The sequence below is a fragment of the Nocardia sp. CA-084685 genome (genome assembly GCF_050955785.1).
Lineage (GTDB): Bacteria > Actinomycetota > Actinomycetes > Mycobacteriales > Mycobacteriaceae > Nocardia.
Map to the genome: position 1 here is coordinate 1,370,164 of NZ_CP192094.1, position 21,115 is coordinate 1,391,278.

At 64.9% G+C, this 21,115-nt stretch carries 20 protein-coding genes; all 20 read left to right on the plus strand.

All coding sequences use genetic code 11. The features are described from left to right. Positions 1–22 precede the first annotated feature (22 nt). The 20 genes from thrC to murA all read left to right on the plus strand — a co-directional run bounded on the left by thrC (position 23) and on the right by murA (position 20,715). Positions 23–1,120, plus strand: coding sequence for a threonine synthase (gene thrC / locus ACQP2U_RS06020; RefSeq protein ID WP_433716380.1), 1,098 nt, complete (start codon positions 23–25; stop codon positions 1,118–1,120). A gap of 25 nt (positions 1,121–1,145) precedes the next feature. After that, the gene (gene thrB, locus ACQP2U_RS06025; protein ID WP_433713767.1) at positions 1,146–2,096 is read left to right on the plus strand and encodes a homoserine kinase; all 951 of its coding nucleotides are present in this window, start codon (positions 1,146–1,148) and stop codon (positions 2,094–2,096) included. Positions 2,097–2,598: 502 nt separating this feature from the next. After that, positions 2,599–4,539, plus strand: coding sequence for a transcription termination factor Rho (rho, locus tag ACQP2U_RS06030; protein WP_433716381.1), 1,941 nt, complete (start codon positions 2,599–2,601; stop codon positions 4,537–4,539). A gap of 806 nt (positions 4,540–5,345) precedes the next feature. Further along, positions 5,346–5,576, plus strand: a complete 231-nt coding sequence (gene rpmE / locus ACQP2U_RS06035; RefSeq protein ID WP_062982643.1) for a 50S ribosomal protein L31 — start codon at positions 5,346–5,348, stop codon at positions 5,574–5,576. A gap of 83 nt (positions 5,577–5,659) precedes the next feature. Beyond that, positions 5,660–6,730, plus strand: a complete 1,071-nt coding sequence (prfA, locus tag ACQP2U_RS06040; RefSeq protein ID WP_433713768.1) for a peptide chain release factor 1 — start codon at positions 5,660–5,662, stop codon at positions 6,728–6,730. 150 nt (positions 6,731–6,880) lie between these two features. Continuing rightward, positions 6,881–7,753, plus strand: coding sequence for a peptide chain release factor N(5)-glutamine methyltransferase (gene prmC, locus ACQP2U_RS06045; protein ID WP_433713769.1), 873 nt, complete (start codon positions 6,881–6,883; stop codon positions 7,751–7,753). A 173-nt stretch (positions 7,754–7,926) separates the two neighbouring features. Continuing rightward, positions 7,927–8,592: an L-threonylcarbamoyladenylate synthase gene (locus tag ACQP2U_RS06050; protein WP_040687133.1), complete on the plus strand. Its 666-nt coding sequence runs from the start codon at positions 7,927–7,929 to the stop codon at positions 8,590–8,592. Between the two features lie 40 nt (positions 8,593–8,632). After that, positions 8,633–9,775 (plus strand): glycosyltransferase family 4 protein, encoded by a 1,143-nt coding sequence (locus tag ACQP2U_RS06055; protein ID WP_040687108.1) that lies wholly within the window; start codon positions 8,633–8,635, stop codon positions 9,773–9,775. A gap of 112 nt (positions 9,776–9,887) precedes the next feature. Further along, on the plus strand, positions 9,888–10,343 hold the full coding sequence (locus ACQP2U_RS06060) for a hypothetical protein (RefSeq protein ID WP_433713770.1): 456 nt from the start codon (positions 9,888–9,890) through the stop codon (positions 10,341–10,343). A gap of 245 nt (positions 10,344–10,588) precedes the next feature. After that, on the plus strand, positions 10,589–11,437 hold the full coding sequence (gene atpB / locus ACQP2U_RS06065; RefSeq protein ID WP_397031954.1) for a F0F1 ATP synthase subunit A: 849 nt from the start codon (positions 10,589–10,591) through the stop codon (positions 11,435–11,437). 72 nt (positions 11,438–11,509) lie between these two features. Beyond that, positions 11,510–11,758 (plus strand): ATP synthase F0 subunit C, encoded by a 249-nt coding sequence (locus tag ACQP2U_RS06070; RefSeq protein WP_040687112.1) that lies wholly within the window; start codon positions 11,510–11,512, stop codon positions 11,756–11,758. 7 nt (positions 11,759–11,765) lie between these two features. Continuing rightward, positions 11,766–12,326 carry a F0F1 ATP synthase subunit B gene (locus tag ACQP2U_RS06075; protein ID WP_433713771.1) on the plus strand — a complete coding sequence of 187 codons (561 nt, stop codon included), beginning with the start codon at positions 11,766–11,768 and terminating at the stop codon, positions 12,324–12,326. Positions 12,327–12,345: 19 nt separating this feature from the next. Next, a complete protein-coding gene (locus tag ACQP2U_RS06080; protein WP_433713772.1) occupies positions 12,346–13,152 on the plus strand; it encodes a F0F1 ATP synthase subunit delta in 807 nt (268 codons plus the stop codon). Between the two features lie 51 nt (positions 13,153–13,203). Beyond that, on the plus strand, positions 13,204–14,841 hold the full coding sequence (gene atpA, locus ACQP2U_RS06085) for a F0F1 ATP synthase subunit alpha (protein ID WP_397031960.1): 1,638 nt from the start codon (positions 13,204–13,206) through the stop codon (positions 14,839–14,841). Between the two features lie 131 nt (positions 14,842–14,972). Then, positions 14,973–15,944 (plus strand): F0F1 ATP synthase subunit gamma, encoded by a 972-nt coding sequence (locus tag ACQP2U_RS06090; RefSeq protein ID WP_433713773.1) that lies wholly within the window; start codon positions 14,973–14,975, stop codon positions 15,942–15,944. Positions 15,945–16,040: 96 nt separating this feature from the next. Continuing rightward, positions 16,041–17,483, plus strand: a complete 1,443-nt coding sequence (gene atpD, locus ACQP2U_RS06095) for a F0F1 ATP synthase subunit beta (protein WP_433713774.1) — start codon at positions 16,041–16,043, stop codon at positions 17,481–17,483. 6 nt (positions 17,484–17,489) lie between these two features. Beyond that, positions 17,490–17,864 carry a F0F1 ATP synthase subunit epsilon gene (locus ACQP2U_RS06100; RefSeq protein ID WP_040687139.1) on the plus strand — a complete coding sequence of 125 codons (375 nt, stop codon included), beginning with the start codon at positions 17,490–17,492 and terminating at the stop codon, positions 17,862–17,864. Positions 17,865–18,140: 276 nt separating this feature from the next. Further along, entirely contained in the window at positions 18,141–18,563 is a 423-nt protein-coding gene (locus tag ACQP2U_RS06105; RefSeq protein ID WP_040687141.1) for a DUF2550 domain-containing protein, read from the plus strand. Between the two features lie 159 nt (positions 18,564–18,722). After that, positions 18,723–19,304 (plus strand): cob(I)yrinic acid a,c-diamide adenosyltransferase, encoded by a 582-nt coding sequence (locus ACQP2U_RS06110; RefSeq protein WP_433713775.1) that lies wholly within the window; start codon positions 18,723–18,725, stop codon positions 19,302–19,304. A 151-nt stretch (positions 19,305–19,455) separates the two neighbouring features. Continuing rightward, complete coding sequence (murA, locus tag ACQP2U_RS06115; protein ID WP_397031967.1) at positions 19,456–20,715, plus strand: UDP-N-acetylglucosamine 1-carboxyvinyltransferase; 1,260 nt, start codon at positions 19,456–19,458, stop codon at positions 20,713–20,715. Positions 20,716–21,115 lie beyond the last annotated feature (400 nt).

Here is a 21,115-nt window from a genome sequence, read left to right on the forward strand (position 1 = left end):
AACTGCATCGCGTAGCGATTCCATGGGGGGTGGTACAGCCGTCGCGCCGCAGGCGGGAGTGCACTCGCGGTGGCCTGGACTGATCGCCGCATACCGCGATCGCCTCGCGGGCGCCGCGGACTGGGATCCGGTCACCCTGTACGAGGGTGGCACCCCACTGGTGCCCGCACCGCACCTGTCCGAGCTGACCGGATGTGATGTCTATCTCAAGGTCGAGGGCCTGAATCCGACCGGCTCCTTCAAGGACCGCGGCATGACGATGGCCATCACCGACGCGAAGTACCGCGGGCAAAAAGCGGTGCTGTGCGCGTCCACCGGCAACACCTCGGCATCGGCAGCCGCCTACGCCACTCGGGCCGGGATGAGCTGTGCGGTGCTGATTCCGCAGGGCAAGATCGCCATGGGCAAGCTGGCCCAGGCCGTCATGCTCGGTGCGAAGATCATCCAGGTCGACGGCAATTTCGACGACTGTCTAGAGCTGGCGCGCAAGGTCACCGCGGAATTCCCGACCGTCGGTTTGGTGAATTCGGTGAATCCGGCTCGCATCGAGGGCCAGAAGACCGCTTCGTTCGAGATCTGCGACGTGCTCGGCAAGGCACCCGACGTGCACGCTCTTCCGGTGGGCAACGCCGGCAACATCACCGCCTACTGGCGTGGTTACCGCGAGTACTACGCCGACGGCATCACCACCGCCCTCCCACGCATGCTCGGTGTGCAGGCAGCGGGCGCCGCGCCGCTGGTCAACGGTGCCCCGGTCAAGGAACCCGAAACAATCGCCACCGCCATCCGCATCGGCGCGCCCGCGTCCTGGAACGGCGCGGTGGAGGCCAAGGAACAGTCCGGTGGCGCCTTCCGCGCAGCCACCGACGAGGAGATCCTGCAGGCTTACCGGCTGGTCGCCGCGACCGAGGGCGTTTTCGTCGAGCCCGCGTCGGCGGCCAGCATCGCGGGCCTGCTCGCCGCGCGCAAGGAGGGTTGGCTGGATTCCGGGCTCACCGTGGTGTGCACGGTGACCGGCAACGGCCTGAAGGATCCGGATAACGCGCTCGCGGGAATGCCACAGGTACAGGCGATTCCGGTCGACCCGATCGCGGTCGCCCACGAACTAGAACTGGCCTGAGTTGAATTCGCGCGAAAGCCAACTGATGACAAGGACGCTGCCCGCCGGTCTTTCGGTGACCGCGCGGGTGCCCGCGTCCAGTGCCAATCTCGGCCCCGGATTCGATTCGCTCGGTATGGCTTTGGGCATCTACGACGAGATCGAGGTGTGCACTACCGATTCCGGTCTTGCTATCCGAGTCGAGGGTGAGGGCGCCGACGATGTGCCATGGGGCCCTTCGCATCTTGTGGTACGCGCGATCGAGCGCGGCCTGGAGGCGGCGGGGGTGTGGGCCGATGGTCTCGATGTGGTGTGCCGCAACGTGATTCCGCATTCTCGCGGTCTCGGCTCGTCGGCCTCGGCGGTGGTCGGCGGTCTGGCCGCGGGCGGCGGTCTCGCCGCGAAATTGGATCCGGCATTGGCCATCGGGAGTGAGCAATTGGTCCAGCTCGCATCGGAATTCGAAGGTCATCCGGACAATGCCGCGGCCAGTGTGCTCGGTGGAATCGTAGTGTCCTGGACCGAAACCGCCACCGACGGTGCTACGGCACCCGATCACGGCCGCGTCTACCGTGCGGTGCGCCTCGAGCCGCATCCGACGTTGCGCCCGGTGGTACTGATTCCGGAAGAGCGCTCATCGACCGCCCATACCCGTGGCCTGTTGCCCGAGGTCGTGGCGCATGGCGATGCCGCGTTCAATGTCAGCCGCGCCGCACTCGCGGTGGTCGCCCTCACGCAACGTACCGACTTACTGCTGCCCGCGACGGCCGATCGTCTGCATCAGACCCAGCGCGCCCCCGCGCTGCCGCTGACCACCGAATGGATCGCCCGGCTGCGCGCGGCCGGGATCGCGGCCACGGTATCCGGTGCGGGACCGACCGTACTGGCCTTGGGTACCAGCGAATTCCCCGCCGAACTCCGTGCGCTCGCGGCCATCGACGGGCTCCGCCTGGTCGAGCCAGGACTCGCGGAAGGCGTCCAGATCGACGGTGTCTGATCGGCGGCGGCCCGCCGCTCGCACCGCGGCGGCGAGTCTGCCTTGCCGATGTTCCAGGTTGCCAGCTATCCTGAGCACGTCCGTACATCGTGCGCATCAGACGCCGGTGCTTCATCAGGGCAATCGCTCCAGCAGGCTCCAGGCTCGAGCCTCCAGGCCATGGGGGTGCTGCGTAGCTGCGCAACTGGAATGATCTCTCCCACCTTTCGGGAACTGGTGGCGAAGCCGCCGGTCCGGCGGGGCAGGTGATACGGCAAAAGCGCCGGTCCGAGCTGTGTGTTCGGCCCTCGCATCCGAGTCCGGCAGAACGCCCGGACTGCGGGACGAAACCCTCGAAACAGCACACGGCAATCGAGGGAAGGAAAGGATTTCCGTGACAGATACGGACCTGCTCGCGACACCCGGGGTGGATTCCAGCCCGGCAGGGGACCGCGAAAGTGACTCCGGACAGATTTCGAAGATGAGCGAACAAACCGACGTCGCACGATCGGGGCTGACTGGAATGCTGTTGCCGCAATTGCGCGCGCTCGCGGGGGAGCTCGGTATCCGAGGCACCTCTGGAATGCGCAAAGGCGATTTGATCGCCGCCATCAAGGAAAATCAGGCCGGAAAGTCGGCGAAGGCGGAAAAGTCCGCGCGTGGCGAGGTGAAGTCCGATGTGGACGCCGCCAAGACAGCACGGGCCAAGGCCGAGCAGGGCACCCTCGACGTGACGCCCGCCACTTCCGCCCCGGCGAAGGAAGCTCAGACCAAGGACGCGCAGACCAAGAACGCGCAGACCAAGGACGCTCCGGCGAAACAGGCTGTCGCGAAGGAGGCCGTCGCCGATTCCGCAGCGCCGAAGGCCGCCGAGAAGTCAGCCGATTCGAAGTCCGATCCGGCGCAGGCCGAGGCTGCCGCGCCGACGGAGAGCACCGAGGATTCCGGTCGCGAGGGTGGTCAGCGCGGTCGCGGCAGGCAGCGTCGCGGTCGCGACCAGGCGCGCGCAGGTGGTGAGACCGGCGGTGGCGAGGCACGTGGTCGCGCAGGTGGTGAGACCGCCGGTGGTGAGGAGCCCAAGCAGGAGCAAGAGCAGGGCGAACGTCGCCGCGACCGCAACCAGGGTGAGCGCAACGGCAGTGCCAACGCTGGCCGTGGTGGCGAGGGCGGCGGCCGTGGTGATGCCAGCCGCGGCGGTGACGAGGACGAGGGCGGTCGCGGGCGGCGTGGACGCCGGTTCCGGGAACGTCGTCGTGGTCGCGACCGCGAAGGTAGCGCCGGTGGCGGTGAGGCCCGCGAGCTCGAGATCCGCGAGGACGATGTCCTGCAGCCGGTGGCGGGCATCCTCGATGTGCTGGACAACTACGCCTTCGTGCGCACGTCCGGCTACCTGGCCGGACCGAACGACGTCTACGTCTCGATGAACCTCGTCCGCAAGAACGGCCTGCGCCGCGGTGATGCGATCACCGGTGCGGTGCGCGCCCCGCGCGACGGTGAGCAGAGCAACCAGCGCCAGAAGTTCGATCCGCTGGTGCGCTTGGACACGGTCAACGGCGGTGAGGTCGACGCGGCCAAGCGGCGTCCCGAATTCGCCAAGCTCACCCCGCTGTACCCGAACCAGCGCCTGCGCCTGGAGACTCAGCCGAACAAGCTGACCACCCGCGTCATCGACCTGATCATGCCGATCGGTAAGGGGCAGCGCGCCCTGATCGTCTCTCCGCCCAAGGCCGGTAAGACGACGATCATGCAGGACATCGCGAACGCTATCGCCATCAACAACCCCGAGGTCTACCTCATGGTTGTGCTGGTCGACGAGCGTCCGGAAGAGGTCACCGATATGCAGCGTTCGGTGAAGGGCGAGGTCATCGCCTCGACCTTCGACCGTCCGCCGTCAGATCACACCTCGGTCGCCGAACTCGCCATCGAACGCGCCAAGCGCCTGGTGGAAATGGGCAAGGACGTTGTGGTGCTGCTCGACTCGATCACCCGATTGGGCCGCGCGTACAACAACTCCTCGCCGGCCTCGGGCCGCATCCTCTCCGGTGGTGTCGACTCGACCGCGCTGTACCCGCCCAAGCGGTTCCTCGGCGCGGCGCGCAATATCGAGAACGGCGGCTCGCTCACCATCATCGCGACCGCCATGGTCGAGACCGGTTCCACCGGTGACACGGTGATCTTCGAGGAGTTCAAGGGCACCGGTAACGCCGAGCTCAAGCTGGACCGCAAGATCGCGGAACGGCGCGTATTCCCGGCCGTCGACGTCAACCCGTCCGGCACTCGTAAGGATGAGCTACTGCTCAGCCCCGACGAGGCGGCCGTGTTGCACAAGCTGCGCCGCGTACTGTCCGGCCTGGACTCGCACCAGGCGATCGACCTGCTGATCGACCGCCTGAAGAAGTCCAAGAACAACCTCGAGTTCCTGATGCAGGTCAGCAAGACCGCGCCGGGTGCGCTCGACGAGTGAATGAACGGGGGCTCCGCTCAGGCGGAGTCCCCGTACTTTTTGCGCATACGCCACGAACGATTTCGTGCGCACATGGGTAACTCGTCGGGTACGCCCAGAACTGGAGTCCACTGCCTGCCGCCGGTCCGCAGGGGTGGTCTCCGCGCACACGACGTCCGGCAAAAGGCGCGGGGAGGCCGGGGAGCGCCCTTTCGGCGGACGTGGGCTGAAGAATGCGAGTCCGATGCCTGCCGCGCCGACGATCATGAACGCAAGAATGGTCGCCGTGGTCGCCGGGGTTGCGGTGCTTATCGCGTTGTTGGCCGAATCGTACTGTGCGGCAGTGGGTTTCGTGTACGCGTAGGTGTCCGGGCGATCCGGAGTGGTTAACCAGCCGACCGCGACAGTGAGAATCAGCGAAACGAAGACCGCCAGTGCAATGCGGCTGTTCACAGTGTTCTCCCTTCTGTCTCGGCACGCCGATGTGCATCAGGCCTAAACTCTATGAACATTGATGTTCGTATCCACGAGTAGTTGACTACCTGTATTAAGGGTTCCGTAAGAACACGATCACCGCGTGCCGGTAGTTCAATTGGCAACAGAGCCTTGGGTACCTACTTGGGGCGGGAACAAACCGGGGGATCGGGGGCTCATGGTGGGAACAAAAGCGGGGATCGGAGGCGTTTTGGGAGGGTAACCACCGTTCTGGCATACTGAGCGGTCGTTGCGTCTGCTCCGCTGAGCAGGCCTCCCGCCTAAAGTCGGCTCCGGTTCACGTCCTCGCGATCTGCGTGGGCGACCCGGCGGCCAATATCGAGAGGACACCCATGAAGGCAGGAATTCACCCGGCGTATGTCGAGACCACGGTCGTCTGTGGTTGCGGCAACACCTTCCAGACTCGCAGCACCAAGGAGTCGGGACACATCACCGTCGAGGTCTGCTCGCAGTGCCACCCCTTCTACACCGGCAAGCAGAAGATCCTCGACACCGGTGGTCGCGTGGCCCGCTTCGAGGCTCGCTACGGCAAGCGTGCCGGCAAGAAGGCCGACGCAAAGTAGCTTCCCCGCCGACGCCCGGTCCTGCACTGCAGGCCGGGCGTCGGCGCTTTTGTGTGGCCAGTACGGAAAAGAGAGGAAGCACCGTGACACAACCGTCCGCGATCGATGACATTCTGGCCGAGCACGCGGGCCTGGAGACGCAGCTCGCCGATCCGGCGCTGCACAACGATCCGGGTGCCGCGCGCCGGGTCGGCAAGCGGTTCGCCGAGCTGGCCCCGATCATGGCCACCTACAACAAACTGAAGTCCGCCACCGAGGATCTGGCCGCCGCGCAGGAACTCGCGGCCGATGACGCGTCCTTCGCCGCCGAGGTGCCCGGTCTGGAACAACAGGTCGTCGAGCTGGAGCAGACCCTCGCGGATCTGCTCGCTCCGCGTGACCCGCACGACGGCGACGACGTGGTGCTCGAGGTGAAATCCGGTGAGGGCGGTGAGGAATCGGCGCTGTTCGCCTCGGATCTGGCCCGCATGTACGTCCGCTACGCCGAGCGGCACGGCTGGAAGGTCGAGATTCTCGATGTGAACATCTCCGACCTTGGCGGTTACAAGGACGCGACCATCTCCATCAAGAGCCGCGACGCCGCGCGCGACGGTGTCTGGTCCCGCTTCAAATTCGAGGGCGGCGTGCACCGCGTTCAGCGGGTTCCGGTGACCGAATCACAGGGCCGCATCCACACCTCGGCCGCCGGTGTGCTGATCTACCCGGAGCCGGACGAGGTCGAACAGGTGCAGATCGACGAATCGGATCTGCGCATCGATGTCTACCGTTCCTCAGGGAAGGGCGGGCAGGGCGTCAACACCACCGACTCCGCGGTCCGCATCACCCATCTGCCCTCGGGCATCGTGGTGACCTGCCAGAACGAGCGCTCCCAGCTGCAGAACAAGGCCCGCGCCATGCAGGTGCTCGCGGCCCGACTGCAGGCGCTCGCCGAGGAGCAGGCCGATCAGGAAGCAGCCGCGGGTCGCGCCTCCCAGATCCGCACCGTGGACCGCTCCGAGCGCATCCGCACCTACAACTTCCCGGAGAACCGCATCACCGATCACCGTATCGGCTTCAAGGCGCACAACCTCGACGCCGTACTCGACGGCGATATGGACACACTCCTGGATGCCCTGGGCAAGGCGGATCGCGAAGCCCGAATGGCCGCGGAGTAAATCCGGTCCTGACCCCTGGATCCTGCGAATTCAGGTCAAGTGATTTGGTAAGAACATGGCCAACTCGCCGGGTACGCCCATCCCGGTCATCCGATCTGCGGCCCGCGATGCGAACACTGACGACCGGCAAAGGAAGAGGCGGACGAGCCCATGACGCGTGTGGCGTTGCGCCCGGCAATCAACCTGGCGGTGGAAACCCTGCGGGCGGCGGGTGTGCCCAGTCCGCAGTCCGACGCCGAGCAGTTGGCCGCGCATCTGCTCGGTGTCGAGCGGACCAGACTGTCGCTGACCCCGCTAGTCGCGCCGGCGTTGCTCGACGAGTATCGAGCCCTGGTGGCACGGCGTGCGCAGCGAATTCCCCTGCAGCATTTGACCGGTACCGCGGCGATCGGCGAGATCGAACTCGCGGTCGGGCCCGGCGTCTTCGTGCCGCGTCCTGAGACCGAATTGCTATTCGCCTGGGCATTGGCGCAACTGGAAGCGCTGCCGCACGATCACACGCCGGTCGTCGTCGATCTGTGTACCGGCTCCGGTGCCTTGGCGCTTGCGATTGCCCGGGCCCGACCGGATGCGGACGTGCACGCGATCGACATCGATCCCGAGGCCCTGCAATGGGCACGCCGCAATGCTGATCTGCGCATTGCCGAGGGCGACACCCCGATCACCCTCTACGCCGACGATGTCACCGACCCGAATCTGCTCACCGAACTGAACGGCGAGGTCGATCTCGTCGTCGCCAATCCGCCGTACATTCCCGAAGGCGCCGAACTCGATCCCGAGGTCGCCGATCACGATCCGCATCTGGCCCTCTTCGGCGGCCCGGACGGACTCGACGTGATCCGTCGGATGATCCCCACCATCACCCGCCTGCTGCGTTCGGGCGGCTCCTGCGCCGTCGAGCACGACGACACCAACGGCTCCGAGCTCGCCGCTCTGCTGGCCGAACAGGGTGACTTCACCGATATCGTCGAGCATCCCGACCTTGCGGGAAAGCCCCGCTTCGTCGCCGCGGCCCGGAGCTGATCCGGCTCGCGTTCCGACGCCAGCCCCGGTGCGCCGACCAACTCGTCGAGGCGGGCCGGAATGGTGGTTCTCGGGTGCTGCCGAGCGTCCATTCGACTCGCCGTAGCGATCACCGGAGGCAACCAACCCCGCCGATGGTGGCATCGAGTGGCACGCGTGACAGGATGGTGGCCGTGAGTACCGTCTACGACTGCGCGGATCCCGACTCGCGCGCCGCCGGACTGACCGCGGCCACCAGTGCCCTGAAATCCGGTCGGCTGGTCGTACTGCCGACCGATACCCTGTACGGCTTGGCCGCCGACGCGTTCGATTCCACCGCGGTGAGCGATCTGCTCGCCGCCAAGCGGCGTGGTCGCGATATGCCGGTACCGGTGCTGGTCGGCTCCTGGCACACCATCGACGGTCTGGTGTTCTCGGTGCGTCCGCAGGCCCGCGAGCTGATTCGGGCCTTCTGGCCCGGTGGGCTGAGTCTTGTTGTGCAGCAGGCACCTTCGCTCGCGTGGGACCTCGGTGACACCCGAGGCACGGTCATGCTGCGGATGCCGCTGCACCCGGTCGCGCTGGAACTGCTGCGCGAGGTGGGCCCACTCGCGGTCTCGAGTGCCAATGTCTCCGGACAGCCGCCCGCCAAGACCGCCGCCGAGGCGCGCGATCAGCTCGGCGATCTGGTCGGCGTCTATCTCGACGGCGGCCCGGCCGAACACGCGATCGCGTCTACCATCGTCGACCTCACCGCGGATCAGCCGCGGATCCTGCGCGCCGGCGCGGTACCGGTCGGCGATATCGCCGATGTGCTCGGGATGTCGCCGGAGGCGCTGACCAGCGTCGCGACGCGGTGATCTCGGGACGCAGTGATCGTATGGCGGATCAGATAAACGGATGATCGGTTCGGGTGCGGTAGTTCCTTTGCGCGAGCTGCTGCTCGTGCTTCTCATCTCGGGCACGGTGACCTTCCTGGCCACCGGTGGAATTCGGGTGCTCGCCATTGCCTTCGGCGCGGTGGCAGTGCCGCGCGAGCGCGATGTGCACGTCAAGCCGATTCCGCGGATGGGTGGCGTCGGCATGTATGTCGGAGTGGTGGCGGCGGTGCTGTTCGCGCACCAATTGCCCGCGCTGCGACGGGGTTTCGATTACGCGCCGGATATTCCAGCGGTGCTGGTCGCGGCCACGCTCATCGTGCTCGTCGGCATCGTCGACGATCGCTGGGGCCTGGACGCGCTGACCAAATTCGCGGGTCAGGTCACCGCCGCCGGTGTGATGGCGGTGATGGGCCTGAGCTGGTACGTGATCTACAACCCGTTCAACGACACGACGGTGGTGCTGGACGCGCTGCAGGGCGGCCTGGTCACCGTCGGCATCACAGTGACACTCGTCAACGCGATGAATTTCGTCGACGGACTCGATGGTCTCGCGGCCGGATTGGGTCTGATCTGCGCGGGCGCGGTCTTCGTATTCACCGTCGGCCTGCTCTACAGCCAGGGCGGTTCGGTCGACACCTACCCGCCCGCCCTGCTCGCCGCCGCGCTCGCGGGCGCCTGTATGGGATTTCTGCCACACAACTTTTCCCCGGCCCGGATATTCATGGGCGATTCCGGTTCGATGTTGATCGGGCTCATGTTGGCCGCAGTGTCGACGGGTGCCTCGGGCCGCATCAATTTGGCGGGCTACGGACCTCGCGACATCGTCGGTCTGCTTTCGCCGCTACTGCTTGTCGGTGCGGTGATGTTCATTCCGGTATTGGATCTGCTGTTGGCGATCGTGCGTCGGGTGCGCGCGGGTGTGAGTTTCTCGACGCCGGACAAAATGCACTTGCATCACCGGCTGTTGCAGATCGGACATTCGCACCGGCGCGTTGTGCTGGTGATCTATTTATGGGTCGGCGTGCTCGCCTTCGGTGCTGTCGGCACTTCGCTGATCCATGATCGCCGGATTGTGGTGTTGATGATGGCGGGCGGCCTGGTTTTCGCGCTTGTGGTGACCGCCATACCGGGCCTGCGGCGCAAGGAGCCCGCGGATTCGTAAAGCAAGGCCCAGGTAAAGTTTGGATTGTGAGCGAGCGAAGCGAGCGAAGCGAGCGAACCATAAACACAGCGTCCAGAGGAACGACGGAGCCGAGCGTCAGCGAGGCGCAGTCGTGAGTCTCACTAACCCCGTTCCCGGTCCCGACGCCCCGCTGAAGGCGGCGCTGCGCTACGGCGTGATCGGTTTGGCCGTGTTGGTGGTGGTTTCGGTGGCCATCGCCTCGGCCGTGGCGGGCCTGTCCGGACTCTGGGGCGCGCTGATCGGCGCGGCTATCGGCGGCGGTTTCATTCTCACCACGGCGGCCGTAGTGCTGTTCGGCGCGAAGCTGCCGCCGAGTACCGCGGGCCTGGTCATGCTGGTGAGTTGGGTGGGCAAGCTGCTCGTCGCGATGATCGTGATCGCGGTGCTGCAGCGGTTCGACTTCTACGATCGGATGGCACTGTTCCTGACCGTGGTCGGTTCCTTGCTCATCGTGCTCGGCGCGGAGACGTATGGCGTTCTGCGGCAGAAGGTTCCGTATGTAAACGTACCGACCGGTGAGTCCGATTTGCCCTCTGCGCAGCAATAATCGCCCCCACCTACACGCTGTCGTAGATAACTTGGTAAAGTGTTGGTAAGCAAGCGACCAAGCAGTAGGGGGGATCACCGAGATCCTGCCAGCTGCCGTTATGCTAACTGCCGTGCCGGGCTCCGAGGGGTTCCGGTTCTGCATGTCGACGAATGTCGCCGACACTACGTACAGACGCCCATGCGGATTGCCGCACAGCTGCTGACGAATTTTCGAGCCGACCTAGTCGACCCAATTGATCGTCAATGTCCGATCGAACCGCGGGAATGACCGTACCCGCGGCCCGAACACGGGAGAGAACGCTGAGCGTCACCACTTTGGCGGGCGAGTTCCACGCGCCATCGCTGTCCGACTTCTTCCCTCCAGCAGTGCTGTTCGAGGGTACGCCGTTCGAACTCGATCGTTTGATGCTGATCCGGCTGTTGATGACCGCCGTGCTGGTGCTCGTCATGGTGCTGGCATTCCGCAATCCTCGCATCGTCCCGCGCGGTCTGCAGAACATCACCGAAACCGGTTTGGTCTTCGTCAAGGATCAGATCTGTGACGAGGTGCTCGGCAAGGAATCCGGTCGCAAGTACTTCCCATTGATCGCGACGATCTTCTTCGCGGTTCTCTTTCTCAACTTCTCCGGCATCATTCCGGGGCTGAACATCTCGTCGAACGCCCGAATCGGCATGCCGCTGGTGCTGGCCCTCATCGCGTACCTCGCGTTCAACTTCGTGGGTATCAAGAAGTACGGGTTCGTCACCTACATGCGCAGCAGCATCGTCGTTCCGAATGTTCCGCCCGCATTGCACGTGTTGCTGATTCCGATCGAGTTCGTCTCGACGTTCATCCTGCGTCCGTTCACGCTGACCGTCCGACTCATGGCGAATATGCTGGCCGGCCACATCATGCTGGTGCTGTTCTTCAGCGCCACCTGGTTCTTCCTCTTCGACGCCGCAGCCTGGATGAAGGTGTTCTCGCCGTTCTCGCTGCTGGCCGGACTCGGGTTCACGCTGTTCGAAATGCTGGTCATCTTCCTGCAGGCCTACGTTTTCGCCCTGCTGACCGCCGTTTACATCGGACTCGCACAACACGCCGATTCGCACTGACCGAACAAATACCGGATAGCTGCTACACCACGCCGACCGGCGGGTGAGCAAAAGAAAGGGAATGGAAGACTCATGAGCCTCGCGTACCTGGCCCAGGAAGCCGCGACCACGTCGGAGAAGTTCAAGGGCTTCGGCGCCATCGGCTACGGCCTGGCCGCCATCGGCCCGGGCATCGGCGTAGGCATCGTCGTCGGTAAGGCCATCGAGGGTATTGCCCGTCAGCCCGAGCTGCAGGGCACCATCCGCACCAACATGTTCCTCGGTATCGCGTTCACCGAGGCCCTCGCCCTGATCGGCCTTGTGGCCGGCTTCATCTTCTGAGATTGCTATGAGCACGCTTTCTTTGCTCGCGGCGGAGACAGGGGAGGACATCAATCCCCTCATCCCCGAGACCTACGACATCGTCTGGTCGGTGGTCTGCATTGCGATCGTCGGCGTCGTTTTCTACAAGTACGTCATCCCGCGCCTCATAAAGGTGTTGGATGAACGTGCGGACAGGATCGAGGGTGGAATCCAGCGGGCCGAGGCCGCGCAGGAAGAAGCCCAGCTGACGCTGCAGCGGTACCAGCAGCAGTTGGCCGACGCCCGGCTCGAGGCCGCGCGCATCCGTGAGGATGCACGCACCCAGGGCCAGCAGATCCTCGCGCAGATGCGCGCGGAAGCACAGGCCGAAAGCGACCGCATCGTCGCTGCCGGTCACAGCCAGCTGGAAGCTCAGCGCCAGCAGATCCTGACCGAGCTGCGCGCCGAAGTCGGCAAAACTGCCGTCGATTTGGCCGAAAAGATTATCGGGCAGTCGGTTTCGGACGAAGCTAAGCAAGCGGCCTCGATCGACCGGTTCCTGTCCGAACTCGATCAGTCGGAAGCCGGCATCGGGGTCGGAAGGTAGCGACGCGAAAGTGAGAAGCATGTACGCAGCGAGCCGCGAGGCAAGCTCCCGGGCACGGGAGGCACTTCGGGCCGCTCTGACCGGAAGCGACAGTGTTGCGGCCACGACGGGGTCGGAACTGTTCGCCGTTGTCGCCGTGCTGGACGACCAGCGTTCGCTGCGTGTTGCGCTCGCGGACGTGTCGGTGCCCGGCTCGGTGCGCGCCGAACTCAGCGAGCGGGTCTTCAGCGGCAAGGTCAGCCCCGCCACCCTGGCGGTGCTGACCACCGCGGTGGCCCAGAACTGGTCGCGCACCGCCGATTTGGTCGACACCCTGGTGTTGCTCGGCCAAGAGGCGTTGCTGGAGTCCGCCGCCGACAGCGGACGACTCGGGGCGGTCGAGGACGAATTGTTCCGGCTCGGCCGGATCATCGGCGACAATCCCGAACTGGAGCAGGCACTTTCGGATCGTGCGAAGCCCGCCGCGGCCAAGCGCGAACTGATCGACCGGCTGCTCGCGGGCAAGACCGAGACCATCACCCAGACCCTGGCGGATCAGGTGGTCACCCGGTCGGCGAATATCGGCGGCGCGTTCGGCGAGCTCTCCGATCTCGCGGCCGCGCGGCGCGATCAGATCGTCGCGCATGTGCGTGCCGCGGTCGCGTTGACCGACCAGCAACGTGACCATCTCGGGGCGTCGTTGCAGCGCATCTACGGCAAGCCGGTCACGGTGCACGTGCAGGTCGATTCGAGTCTGCTGACCGGCGTCGTGGTGCGGGTCGGCGACGACCTGATCGACGGCAGCGCCACCGGCCGCTTGGAACGGCTGCGTCGGGCTCTGGCCTGACGACCCACCACCCCCCCGACATTCAGACCAGACAGCGAGAGCAGGAAGACTATGGCGGAGCTGACGATCTCCACCGATGAGATCCGTAGCGCGATCGAGAGCTACACCCAGAGCTACACCCCGGAAACCTCCATCGAAGAAGTCGGTGTCGTCACCGACACCAGCGACGGCATCGCGCACGTCAGCGGCCTGCCCTCGGCGATGGCCAATGAATTGCTCGAGTTCCCCGGCGGTGTGCTCGGCGTCGCGCTGAACCTCGAGGACCGCGAGATCGGTGCGGTCATCCTCGGCGAGTTCGCGGAAATCGAAGAGGGCCAGCAGGTTCGCCGCACCGGCGACGTGCTCTCGGTCCCCGTCGGTGACAAGTTCCTCGGCCGCGTGGTCAACCCGCTCGGCCAGCCGATCGACGGCCTCGGCGAGATCGAGTCCGAAGAGCAGCGTGTGCTGGAGCTGCAGGCCGCGTCCGTGCTGCAGCGTCAGCCGGTCGAGGAGCCGCTGGCCACTGGTATCACCGCCATCGACGCACTGACCGCCATCGGTCGTGGTCAGCGTCAGCTGATCATCGGCGACCGCAAGACCGGTAAGACCGCGGTCTGCATCGACGCGATCCTGGCGCAGAAGGCGAACTGGGAGACCGGCGACCCGAAGAAGCAGGTCCGCTGCATCTACGTCGCGATCGGCCAGAAGGGTTCCACCATCGCGGGCGTGAAGACCGCGCTGGAATCGCACGGTGCGATGGAGTACACCACCATCGTCGCGGCCCCCGCTTCCGACTCGGCCGGCTTCAAATGGCTTGCGCCCTACACCGGTTCGGCGATCGGCCAGCACTGGATGTACCAGGGCAAGCACGTCCTGATCGTGTTCGACGACCTGACCAAGCAGGCCGAGGCCTACCGCGCCATCTCGCTGCTGCTGCGTCGCCCGCCGGGCCGCGAGGCGTACCCGGGTGACGTCTTCTACCTGCACTCGCGTCTGCTGGAGCGTTGCGCGAAGCTGTCCGACGAGATGGGCGCTGGCTCGATGACGGGTCTGCCGATCATCGAGACCAAGGCCAACGACATCTCGGCGTTCATCCCGACCAATGTCATCTCCATCACCGACGGCCAGGTCTTCCTCGAGTCCGACCTGTTCAACAAGGGTGTCCGTCCGGCGATCAACGTGGGTACCTCGGTCTCCCGTGTCGGTGGTGCCGCCCAGACCAAGGGCATGAAGAAGGTCGCCGGTTCGCTGCGTCTGGAAATGGCGCAGTACCGCGAGCTGGAGGCGTTCTCCGCCTTCGCCTCCGACCTCGACGCCGCCTCGCTGGCACAGCTGGAACGCGGCGCTCGCTGGGTCGAGCTGCTCAAGCAGGACCAGTACTCGCCGGTTCCGGTGGAGGACCAGATCGTCTCGATCTTCCTGGTCGATGCCGGCTACTTCGACTCGGTTCCGGTTGCCGACATCCGTCGCTTCAACGCCGAACTGCTCGAGGATCTGCACCGCAGCGCGGCCGACGCCTTCAAGTCGATCGAGGGCGGCAAGGTCCTCGACAACGAGAACGGCGATGCCATCAAGGCGGCCACCGACAAGTTCAAGCAGGGCTTCCTCGCTTCCGACGGCTCGCGCGTCGTGAACGAGGCCGCCGCTGGTGAGCTCGATCACGAAGAGGTCGAATCGCTGTCGGTGACCCGCAAGCACGTCGAGAAGTAATCGAGCACGCTGATGCGCTATTCGATCCGCAGCATGAGCGACGGGCACGGAGGCGGTAGCTTGCGTGACCGCGCAGTGCCCCGGGAATGCTGCAATCCGGTACAGGCGAATGAAGGGAGTGTGAACCGCTGATGGCAAGTTTGCGTGAATTGCGCTCCCGCATTCGTGGTGTGAGTTCGATCAAGAAGATCACCAAGGCCCAGGAGCTGATCGCGACTTCGCGAATCTCCAAGGCTCAGGCCAGGGTTGCGGCCGCGAAGCCGTTCGCCGAAGAGATCACCAAGGTCCTCGGTGAACTGGCGAGTGCGTCGACGAGTCTGTCGCACCCGCTGCTGACCGAGCGCTCCAATCCGCGCCGGGCCGCCGTCCTGGTGATCACCAGTGACAGCGGCATGTGCGGTGGCTATAACTCCAATGTGCTCAAGCGGGCCGAGGAGCTCATGGTCACCCTGCGTGGCGAGGGCAAAGAGCCGGTGCTGTACGTGATGGGCAATAAAGGCCTTACGTACTACACCTTCCGCAACCGGCCCGTAGTCAGCGCGTGGACCGGATTCTCCCAGCAGCCGAAGTACAGCGATGCCACAGCCGCATGCCACCACCTGGTGGACGCGTTCATGGCAGGCTCCGAGGCGGAGATTCCGGCTCCGAACGGGGTGGGCAATATCGAGGGCGTCGACGAGTTGCACATCGTGTACACCCGTTTCGTCTCGATGCTGACCCAGACCCCCGAGGTTCGTCGCCTGGCGCCGATACAGGTCAGCTATGTCGACGAAGACTACGACATGGGTGAGGACAGCTTCACCGACTCGCCGACCGCGGAACTCACCGCGCAGTACGAGTTCGAGCCCGATGCGGATGTGCTGTTGGCGGCGCTGCTGCCCAAGTACATCAACACCCGCATCTACTCATCGTTGCTCGAGGCAGCGGCATCCGAGTCCGCGGCTCGGCGCACCGCAATGAAGGCAGCCACCGACAACGCCAACGAACTGGCCAATGTGCTTACCCGGCAGGCGAATTCGGTGCGGCAGGCCCAGATCACGCAGGAAATCAGCGAAATCGTCGGCGGCGTGAACGCGCTGGCTTCGAGCTCGGACCGCGACTGAAGGCTGCCCGCGGCCTGAGATCAGGGGCCGGAGGCGGAAGCGCAGCGTAACCACGGAGGGCCTCCGAAGGCCGCGAATAGGACACGGAAGAGAAAAATGACCGCAGCAGTCACACAAGAGAGCCGGACCGGCGCGAAAACAGGTCGCGTCGTCCGCGTCATCGGCCCCGTCGTGGACGTCGAGTTTCCACGGGGTTCCATCCCTGAGCTGTTCAACGCTCTGCACGCCGAGATCACTCTGCCCTCGGTGGCCAAGACCCTGACCCTCGAGGTCGCCCAGCACCTCGGTGACAACATCGTGCGCACCATCTCGATGCAGCCCACCGACGGTCTGGTCCGTGGCATCGCCGTCACCGACAGCGGCAAGCCGATTTCGGTGCCCGTCGGTGACGTCGTCAAGGGCCATGTCTTCAACGCCCTCGGCGACTGCCTCGACGCGCCGGGCACCGGTCGCGACGGCGAGCAGTGGGGCATCCACCGCAAGCCTCCGTCATTCGACCAGCTCGAGGGTAAGACCGAGATCCTGGAAACGGGCATCAAGGTCATCGACCTGCTGACCCCGTACGTGAAGGGCGGCAAGATCGGTCTGTTCGGTGGTGCCGGTGTCGGCAAGACCGTTCTGATCCAGGAGATGATCACGCGTATCGCGCGTGAGTTCTCCGGCACCTCGGTATTCGCCGGCGTCGGTGAGCGCACCCGTGAGGGCACCGACCTGCACCTGGAAATGGAAGAGATGGGCGTCCTCCAGGACACCGCCCTCGTCTTCGGTCAGATGGACGAGCCGCCGGGCACACGTATGCGCGTCGCCCTCTCGGCCCTGACCATGGCCGAGTACTTCCGCGACGTGCAGCATCAGGACGTGCTGCTGTTCATCGACAATATCTTCCGGTTCACCCAGGCCGGTTCCGAGGTGTCGACCCTGCTCGGCCGCATGCCCTCGGCGGTCGGTTACCAGCCGACGCTGGCCGACGAGATGGGTGAGCTGCAGGAGCGCATCACCTCGACCCGTGGTCGGTCCATTACCTCGCTGCAGGCCATCTACGTGCCCGCCGACGACTACACCGACCCGGCCCCGGCGACCACCTTCGCCCACCTCGATGCGACGACCGAGCTCTCCCGCCCGATCTCGCAGAAGGGCATCTACCCGGCCGTCGACCCGCTGACCTCGACCTCCCGCATCCTGGAGGCCTCGATCGTCGGTGCGGAGCACTTCCGGGTCGCCAACGAGGTCAAGCGGATCCTGCAGAAGTACAAGGAACTGCAGGACATCATCGCCATCCTCGGCATGGACGAGCTCTCCGAAGAGGACAAGGTTCTCGTCGGCCGGGCCCGCCGTCTGGAGAAGTTCCTCGGCCAGAACTTCATCGTGGCCGAGAAGTTCACCAGCCAGCCGGGTTCGGTGGTGCCCCTGACCGACACCATCGAGGCGTTCGACCGCGTCTGCAAGGGCGAGTTCGACCACTTCCCGGAGCAGGCGTTCAACTCCTGCGGTGGTCTCGACGACGTCGAGGCGGCCGCGAAGAAGATCGCCGGAAAGTAGTCACCCATGGCGGAGATGTCAGTTGATCTGGTCGCCGTCGAACGTCTGCTCTGGTCCGGCCAGGCGACGTTCGTCAGCGCGCAGACCACCGAAGGTCAGATCGGCATCATGGCGGGTCACGAGCCGCTGCTCGGTCAGCTCGTCGAGGGCGGGATCGTGAGCATCGTGCCCACCGAGGGTGAGCGGATCACCGCTGCGGTGCACGGTGGGTTCTTCTCGGTAACCGCGACCTCGGTCCGGGTGCTGGCCGAATCCGCGGAATTCGCCGATGAGATCGACGTCGAGGCAGCCCGTCGTGTGCTGGCCGACGCCGATGCCTCCGAAGAAGCCAAGATCGCGGCCCAGGGCCAGGTGCGCGCGGTCGAAGAGGCGAAGGCGTAGTACCGCACCAGGATTGGGTACGACCCGATAGCACGGCGCTGTCGGCGGCGAATGTAATCGCCGCCGACAGCGCCGTTTCCGGCTTCGAACGTTCAAAGACAAGGCCCCGCCATTTGTAAACTCGGTGCCGTGGTTGAATGGCCGGACGCGGTGTGAGCATCCGGCCCGGAAGCAGTAGCCTGCGGGGGCCACGAAGGGCCTGCGAACACCGCCGATCGAATGCCGTGTCGTCGACACGGCGGCTGAACGAAGGGACGAACGGCATTGCAGACCGGGATGGTTCTCCTGATCATTCTGGTACTCACGCTCGTTCTCTTGGCGTTGGCCTCCACCTACCGGCTGATCATGTTGCGCCGCGGCGGCACCGCAGCGATTCTTCGGGTGCTGCCCGCACGCGGCGGCCAGGGGTGGCGGCACGGCCTGATTCGATATGACGAGGATCGCCTCGTCTTCTACAAACTCTCCAGTCTGAAACTCGGTCCCGATTCCACCATCCGACGCCAGGGCATCGAGATCGGTGATCGGCGCGGCCCGCGTGGCGACGAATACGACATCATGACCGACGAGATCGCGGTAACCGCGGTTTCCGATAACGACGGCAATTACGAATTGGCCCTGGACCGCGGCTCACTGGCAGCCTTCCTCTCCTGGGTCGAATCTCGCCCCTCGGATCGCACCCGTCGGCTGCCCGGACTCTAGGCTCGTCCGCCTCCCCGAACCTTTAGGCGCCAGACTCAGTCGCGGCAACTGTGGCGTTTGCGGGCGGCGGTAGGGCTGTGGGCAACTTAGCCCGTCCCCGACGAGTTACCCATGTACTTACCAAATCAGTTGTGGCGTGTGTAGCGATAGGGTGGGCGTGTGAGTGTGCATCTGACGCGGATCTATACGCGGACCGGCGACGATGGGACGACTAGTCTCAGCGATTTCTCGCGGGTGGCCAAAACCGATCCGCGGCTGGTCGCTTATGCCGACTGTGACGAAACGAATGCCGCCATCGGTGTGGCCGTCGCGCTCGGTGACCCGGCTCCGGAGTTGCTGAAGGTATTGCGCCAAGTGCAGAACGATCTGTTCGATGCGGGCGCGGATCTCTCCACCCCGGTGGTCCCGGAGCCGAAGTATCCGCCGCTGCGAATCACCCAGCCGTATATCGATCGCCTCGAAGCCTGGTGCGATGAGTTCAATGCCGAACTGCCCGCGCTGAATTCGTTCATTCTGCCCGGTGGCACACCGCTGGCCGCCCTGCTGCACACGGCCCGCACGGTGGCGCGGCGAGCGGAGCGTTCGGCATGGTCGGCGGTGCAGGCGCACCCGGACGATACGAATGTCCTTCCGGCGAAGTACCTGAACCGCCTCTCCGACCTGCTGTTCATCCTCAGCCGTGTCGCCAACCCGGGCGGTGACGTGTTGTGGAAGCCTGGTGGCGAACAAGGTGGTTCGTGAACCGTCCGATCCGCACCGACACACGCAAAAAGTTGCTGGAGAACCTGAAATGTGTCCCAGCTACCTGGATATAACCCCGGCACTGCTACCACCGGCCCGCAACGCAACTATCCTTTGCACCAACAGTGCGCCGAATACGCGGAGAGGCGGCATGGAACGGTTTTTGGTTACTGGCGGGAATCGACTCGTCGGTGAGGTCGCGGTCGGGGGTGCGAAGAACAGCGTCCTCAAGCTGATGGCGGCTGCATTGCTGGCCGAAGGCACGACCACCATTACGAACTGCCCGGACATCCTCGATGTGCCGTTGATGGGTGATGTGCTGCGCGGCCTCGGCTGCGACGTCGCAATCGACGGGTCGGTCGTCACGATCAACACGCCCGCCGAACCCAAGTACCATGCGGATTTTCCTGCGGTGACACAGTTCCGCGCTTCGGTATGTGTGCTCGGTCCGCTGATGGCGCGGTGTAAGCGAGCCGTTGTCGCGCTGCCCGGCGGTGACGCGATCGGCTCGCGGCCGTTGGATATGCATCAGGCGGGTCTGCGTCTGCTCGGCGCGACCAGCGAAATCGAGCACGGTTGTGTGGTCGCGCGCGCGGACGAACTACAGGGCGCGCGGATCCGGCTGGATTTTCCTTCGGTGGGCGCGACCGAGAACATCCTCATGGCGGCCGTGCTGGCCGAGGGGGAGACGGTCATCGATAACGCGGCCCGTGAACCCGACATCGTCGATCTGTGCAACATGCTCGTTCGGATGGGGGCGCGGATCAGTGGGGCGGGCACGTCGGTGCTCACCATTCAGGGGGTCGAGCGCCTCGCACCGACTACGCACCAGGTGATCGGTGACCGGATCGTTGCCGCCACCTGGGGGATCGCTGCGGTGATGACCATGGGAGATGTGCGGGTCACCGGCGTCAACCCCAAGCACCTGTCCCTCGTGCTGGACAAGCTGCGCTCCGCTGGTGCGCGCATTTCGTTCGAACCGGACGGTTTCCGGGTGATCCAGGCCGATCGGCCGCGCGCGGTGAATTTCTCGACTCTGCCTTTCCCCGGATTCCCGACCGATCTGCAGCCGATGGCCATCGGCCTGGCGGCGATTGCGGACGGCACATCGATGATCACTGAGAACATCTTCGAGGCGCGCTTCCGTTTTGTGGAGGAGATGATCCGGCTGGGCGCCGACGCGCGGACCGATGGACATCATGCGGTGGTGCGCGGAATTCCGCGCCTGTCCAGCGCGCCGGTGTGGTCGTCGGATATTCGGGCCGGCGCCGGGTTGGTACTTGCCGGTCTGGTTGCCGATGGCACCACTGAGGTGCACGACGTCTTCCATATCGACCGCGGCTATCCGAATTTCGTCGAGCAGCTGCAGGCGTTGGGCGGTCAGGTGGAGCGAGTCGGCGCGGCGGATTGATCATGTGAACGCAAGGCGTCGATATGCTCGCGGCGAAAAGCGTTCCTGACCAGGCGATTTGACATCGTGCACACCGACACGTAACTTTATTCGAGTCAGAGCGACACGGACACCGACCCGGGGCCCACGCGCTGAGCCGAAAGGCTGAGCGAAGGACCAGGGAAACGAGGTAGGACGTTGAGCGCCTGGCGATCACACTAGCTCGAACGAGACCCCGATTTTGAATCGGGTTCACAGCTGAGCTAAGCTTGATAAGTTGCCTCACCGATCGACCGGGGTCGAACCCGTTAGATGGTGTGTGCGTGTGTTCTTTGAGAACTCAATAGTGTGTCGATGAATGTCAGTGCCAAATATTTTTTGGTTCCGGCTCTTCCAAACCCCCGTTTGGGTGGGTCGGGCA

What these genes read in the sequence shown, in the direction of transcription:
- ACQP2U_RS06105 (WP_040687141.1), top strand. Translation starts at nt 18,141, where the DNA reads ATGGTTCTCCTGATCATTCTGGTACTCACGCTCGTTCTCTTGGCGTTG.
- rpmE (WP_062982643.1), top strand. Translation starts at nt 5,346, where the DNA reads ATGAAGGCAGGAATTCACCCGGCGTATGTCGAGACCACGGTCGTCTGT.
- ACQP2U_RS06090 (WP_433713773.1), top strand. Translation starts at nt 14,973, where the DNA reads ATGGCAAGTTTGCGTGAATTGCGCTCCCGCATTCGTGGTGTGAGTTCG.
- atpD (WP_433713774.1), top strand. Translation starts at nt 16,041, where the DNA reads ATGACCGCAGCAGTCACACAAGAGAGCCGGACCGGCGCGAAAACAGGT.
- murA (WP_397031967.1), top strand. Translation starts at nt 19,456, where the DNA reads ATGGAACGGTTTTTGGTTACTGGCGGGAATCGACTCGTCGGTGAGGTC.
- ACQP2U_RS06070 (WP_040687112.1), top strand. Translation starts at nt 11,510, where the DNA reads ATGAGCCTCGCGTACCTGGCCCAGGAAGCCGCGACCACGTCGGAGAAG.
- atpA (WP_397031960.1), top strand. Translation starts at nt 13,204, where the DNA reads ATGGCGGAGCTGACGATCTCCACCGATGAGATCCGTAGCGCGATCGAG.
- prmC (WP_433713769.1), top strand. Translation starts at nt 6,881, where the DNA reads ATGACGCGTGTGGCGTTGCGCCCGGCAATCAACCTGGCGGTGGAAACC.
- atpB (WP_397031954.1), top strand. Translation starts at nt 10,589, where the DNA reads ATGTCCGATCGAACCGCGGGAATGACCGTACCCGCGGCCCGAACACGG.
- ACQP2U_RS06055 (WP_040687108.1), top strand. Translation starts at nt 8,633, where the DNA reads ATGATCGGTTCGGGTGCGGTAGTTCCTTTGCGCGAGCTGCTGCTCGTG.
- ACQP2U_RS06075 (WP_433713771.1), top strand. Translation starts at nt 11,766, where the DNA reads ATGAGCACGCTTTCTTTGCTCGCGGCGGAGACAGGGGAGGACATCAAT.
- rho (WP_433716381.1), top strand. Translation starts at nt 2,599, where the DNA reads ATGCTGTTGCCGCAATTGCGCGCGCTCGCGGGGGAGCTCGGTATCCGA.
- thrC (WP_433716380.1), top strand. Translation starts at nt 23, where the DNA reads ATGGGGGGTGGTACAGCCGTCGCGCCGCAGGCGGGAGTGCACTCGCGG.
- thrB (WP_433713767.1), top strand. Translation starts at nt 1,146, where the DNA reads ATGACAAGGACGCTGCCCGCCGGTCTTTCGGTGACCGCGCGGGTGCCC.
- ACQP2U_RS06080 (WP_433713772.1), top strand. Translation starts at nt 12,346, where the DNA reads ATGTACGCAGCGAGCCGCGAGGCAAGCTCCCGGGCACGGGAGGCACTT.
- ACQP2U_RS06100 (WP_040687139.1), top strand. Translation starts at nt 17,490, where the DNA reads ATGGCGGAGATGTCAGTTGATCTGGTCGCCGTCGAACGTCTGCTCTGG.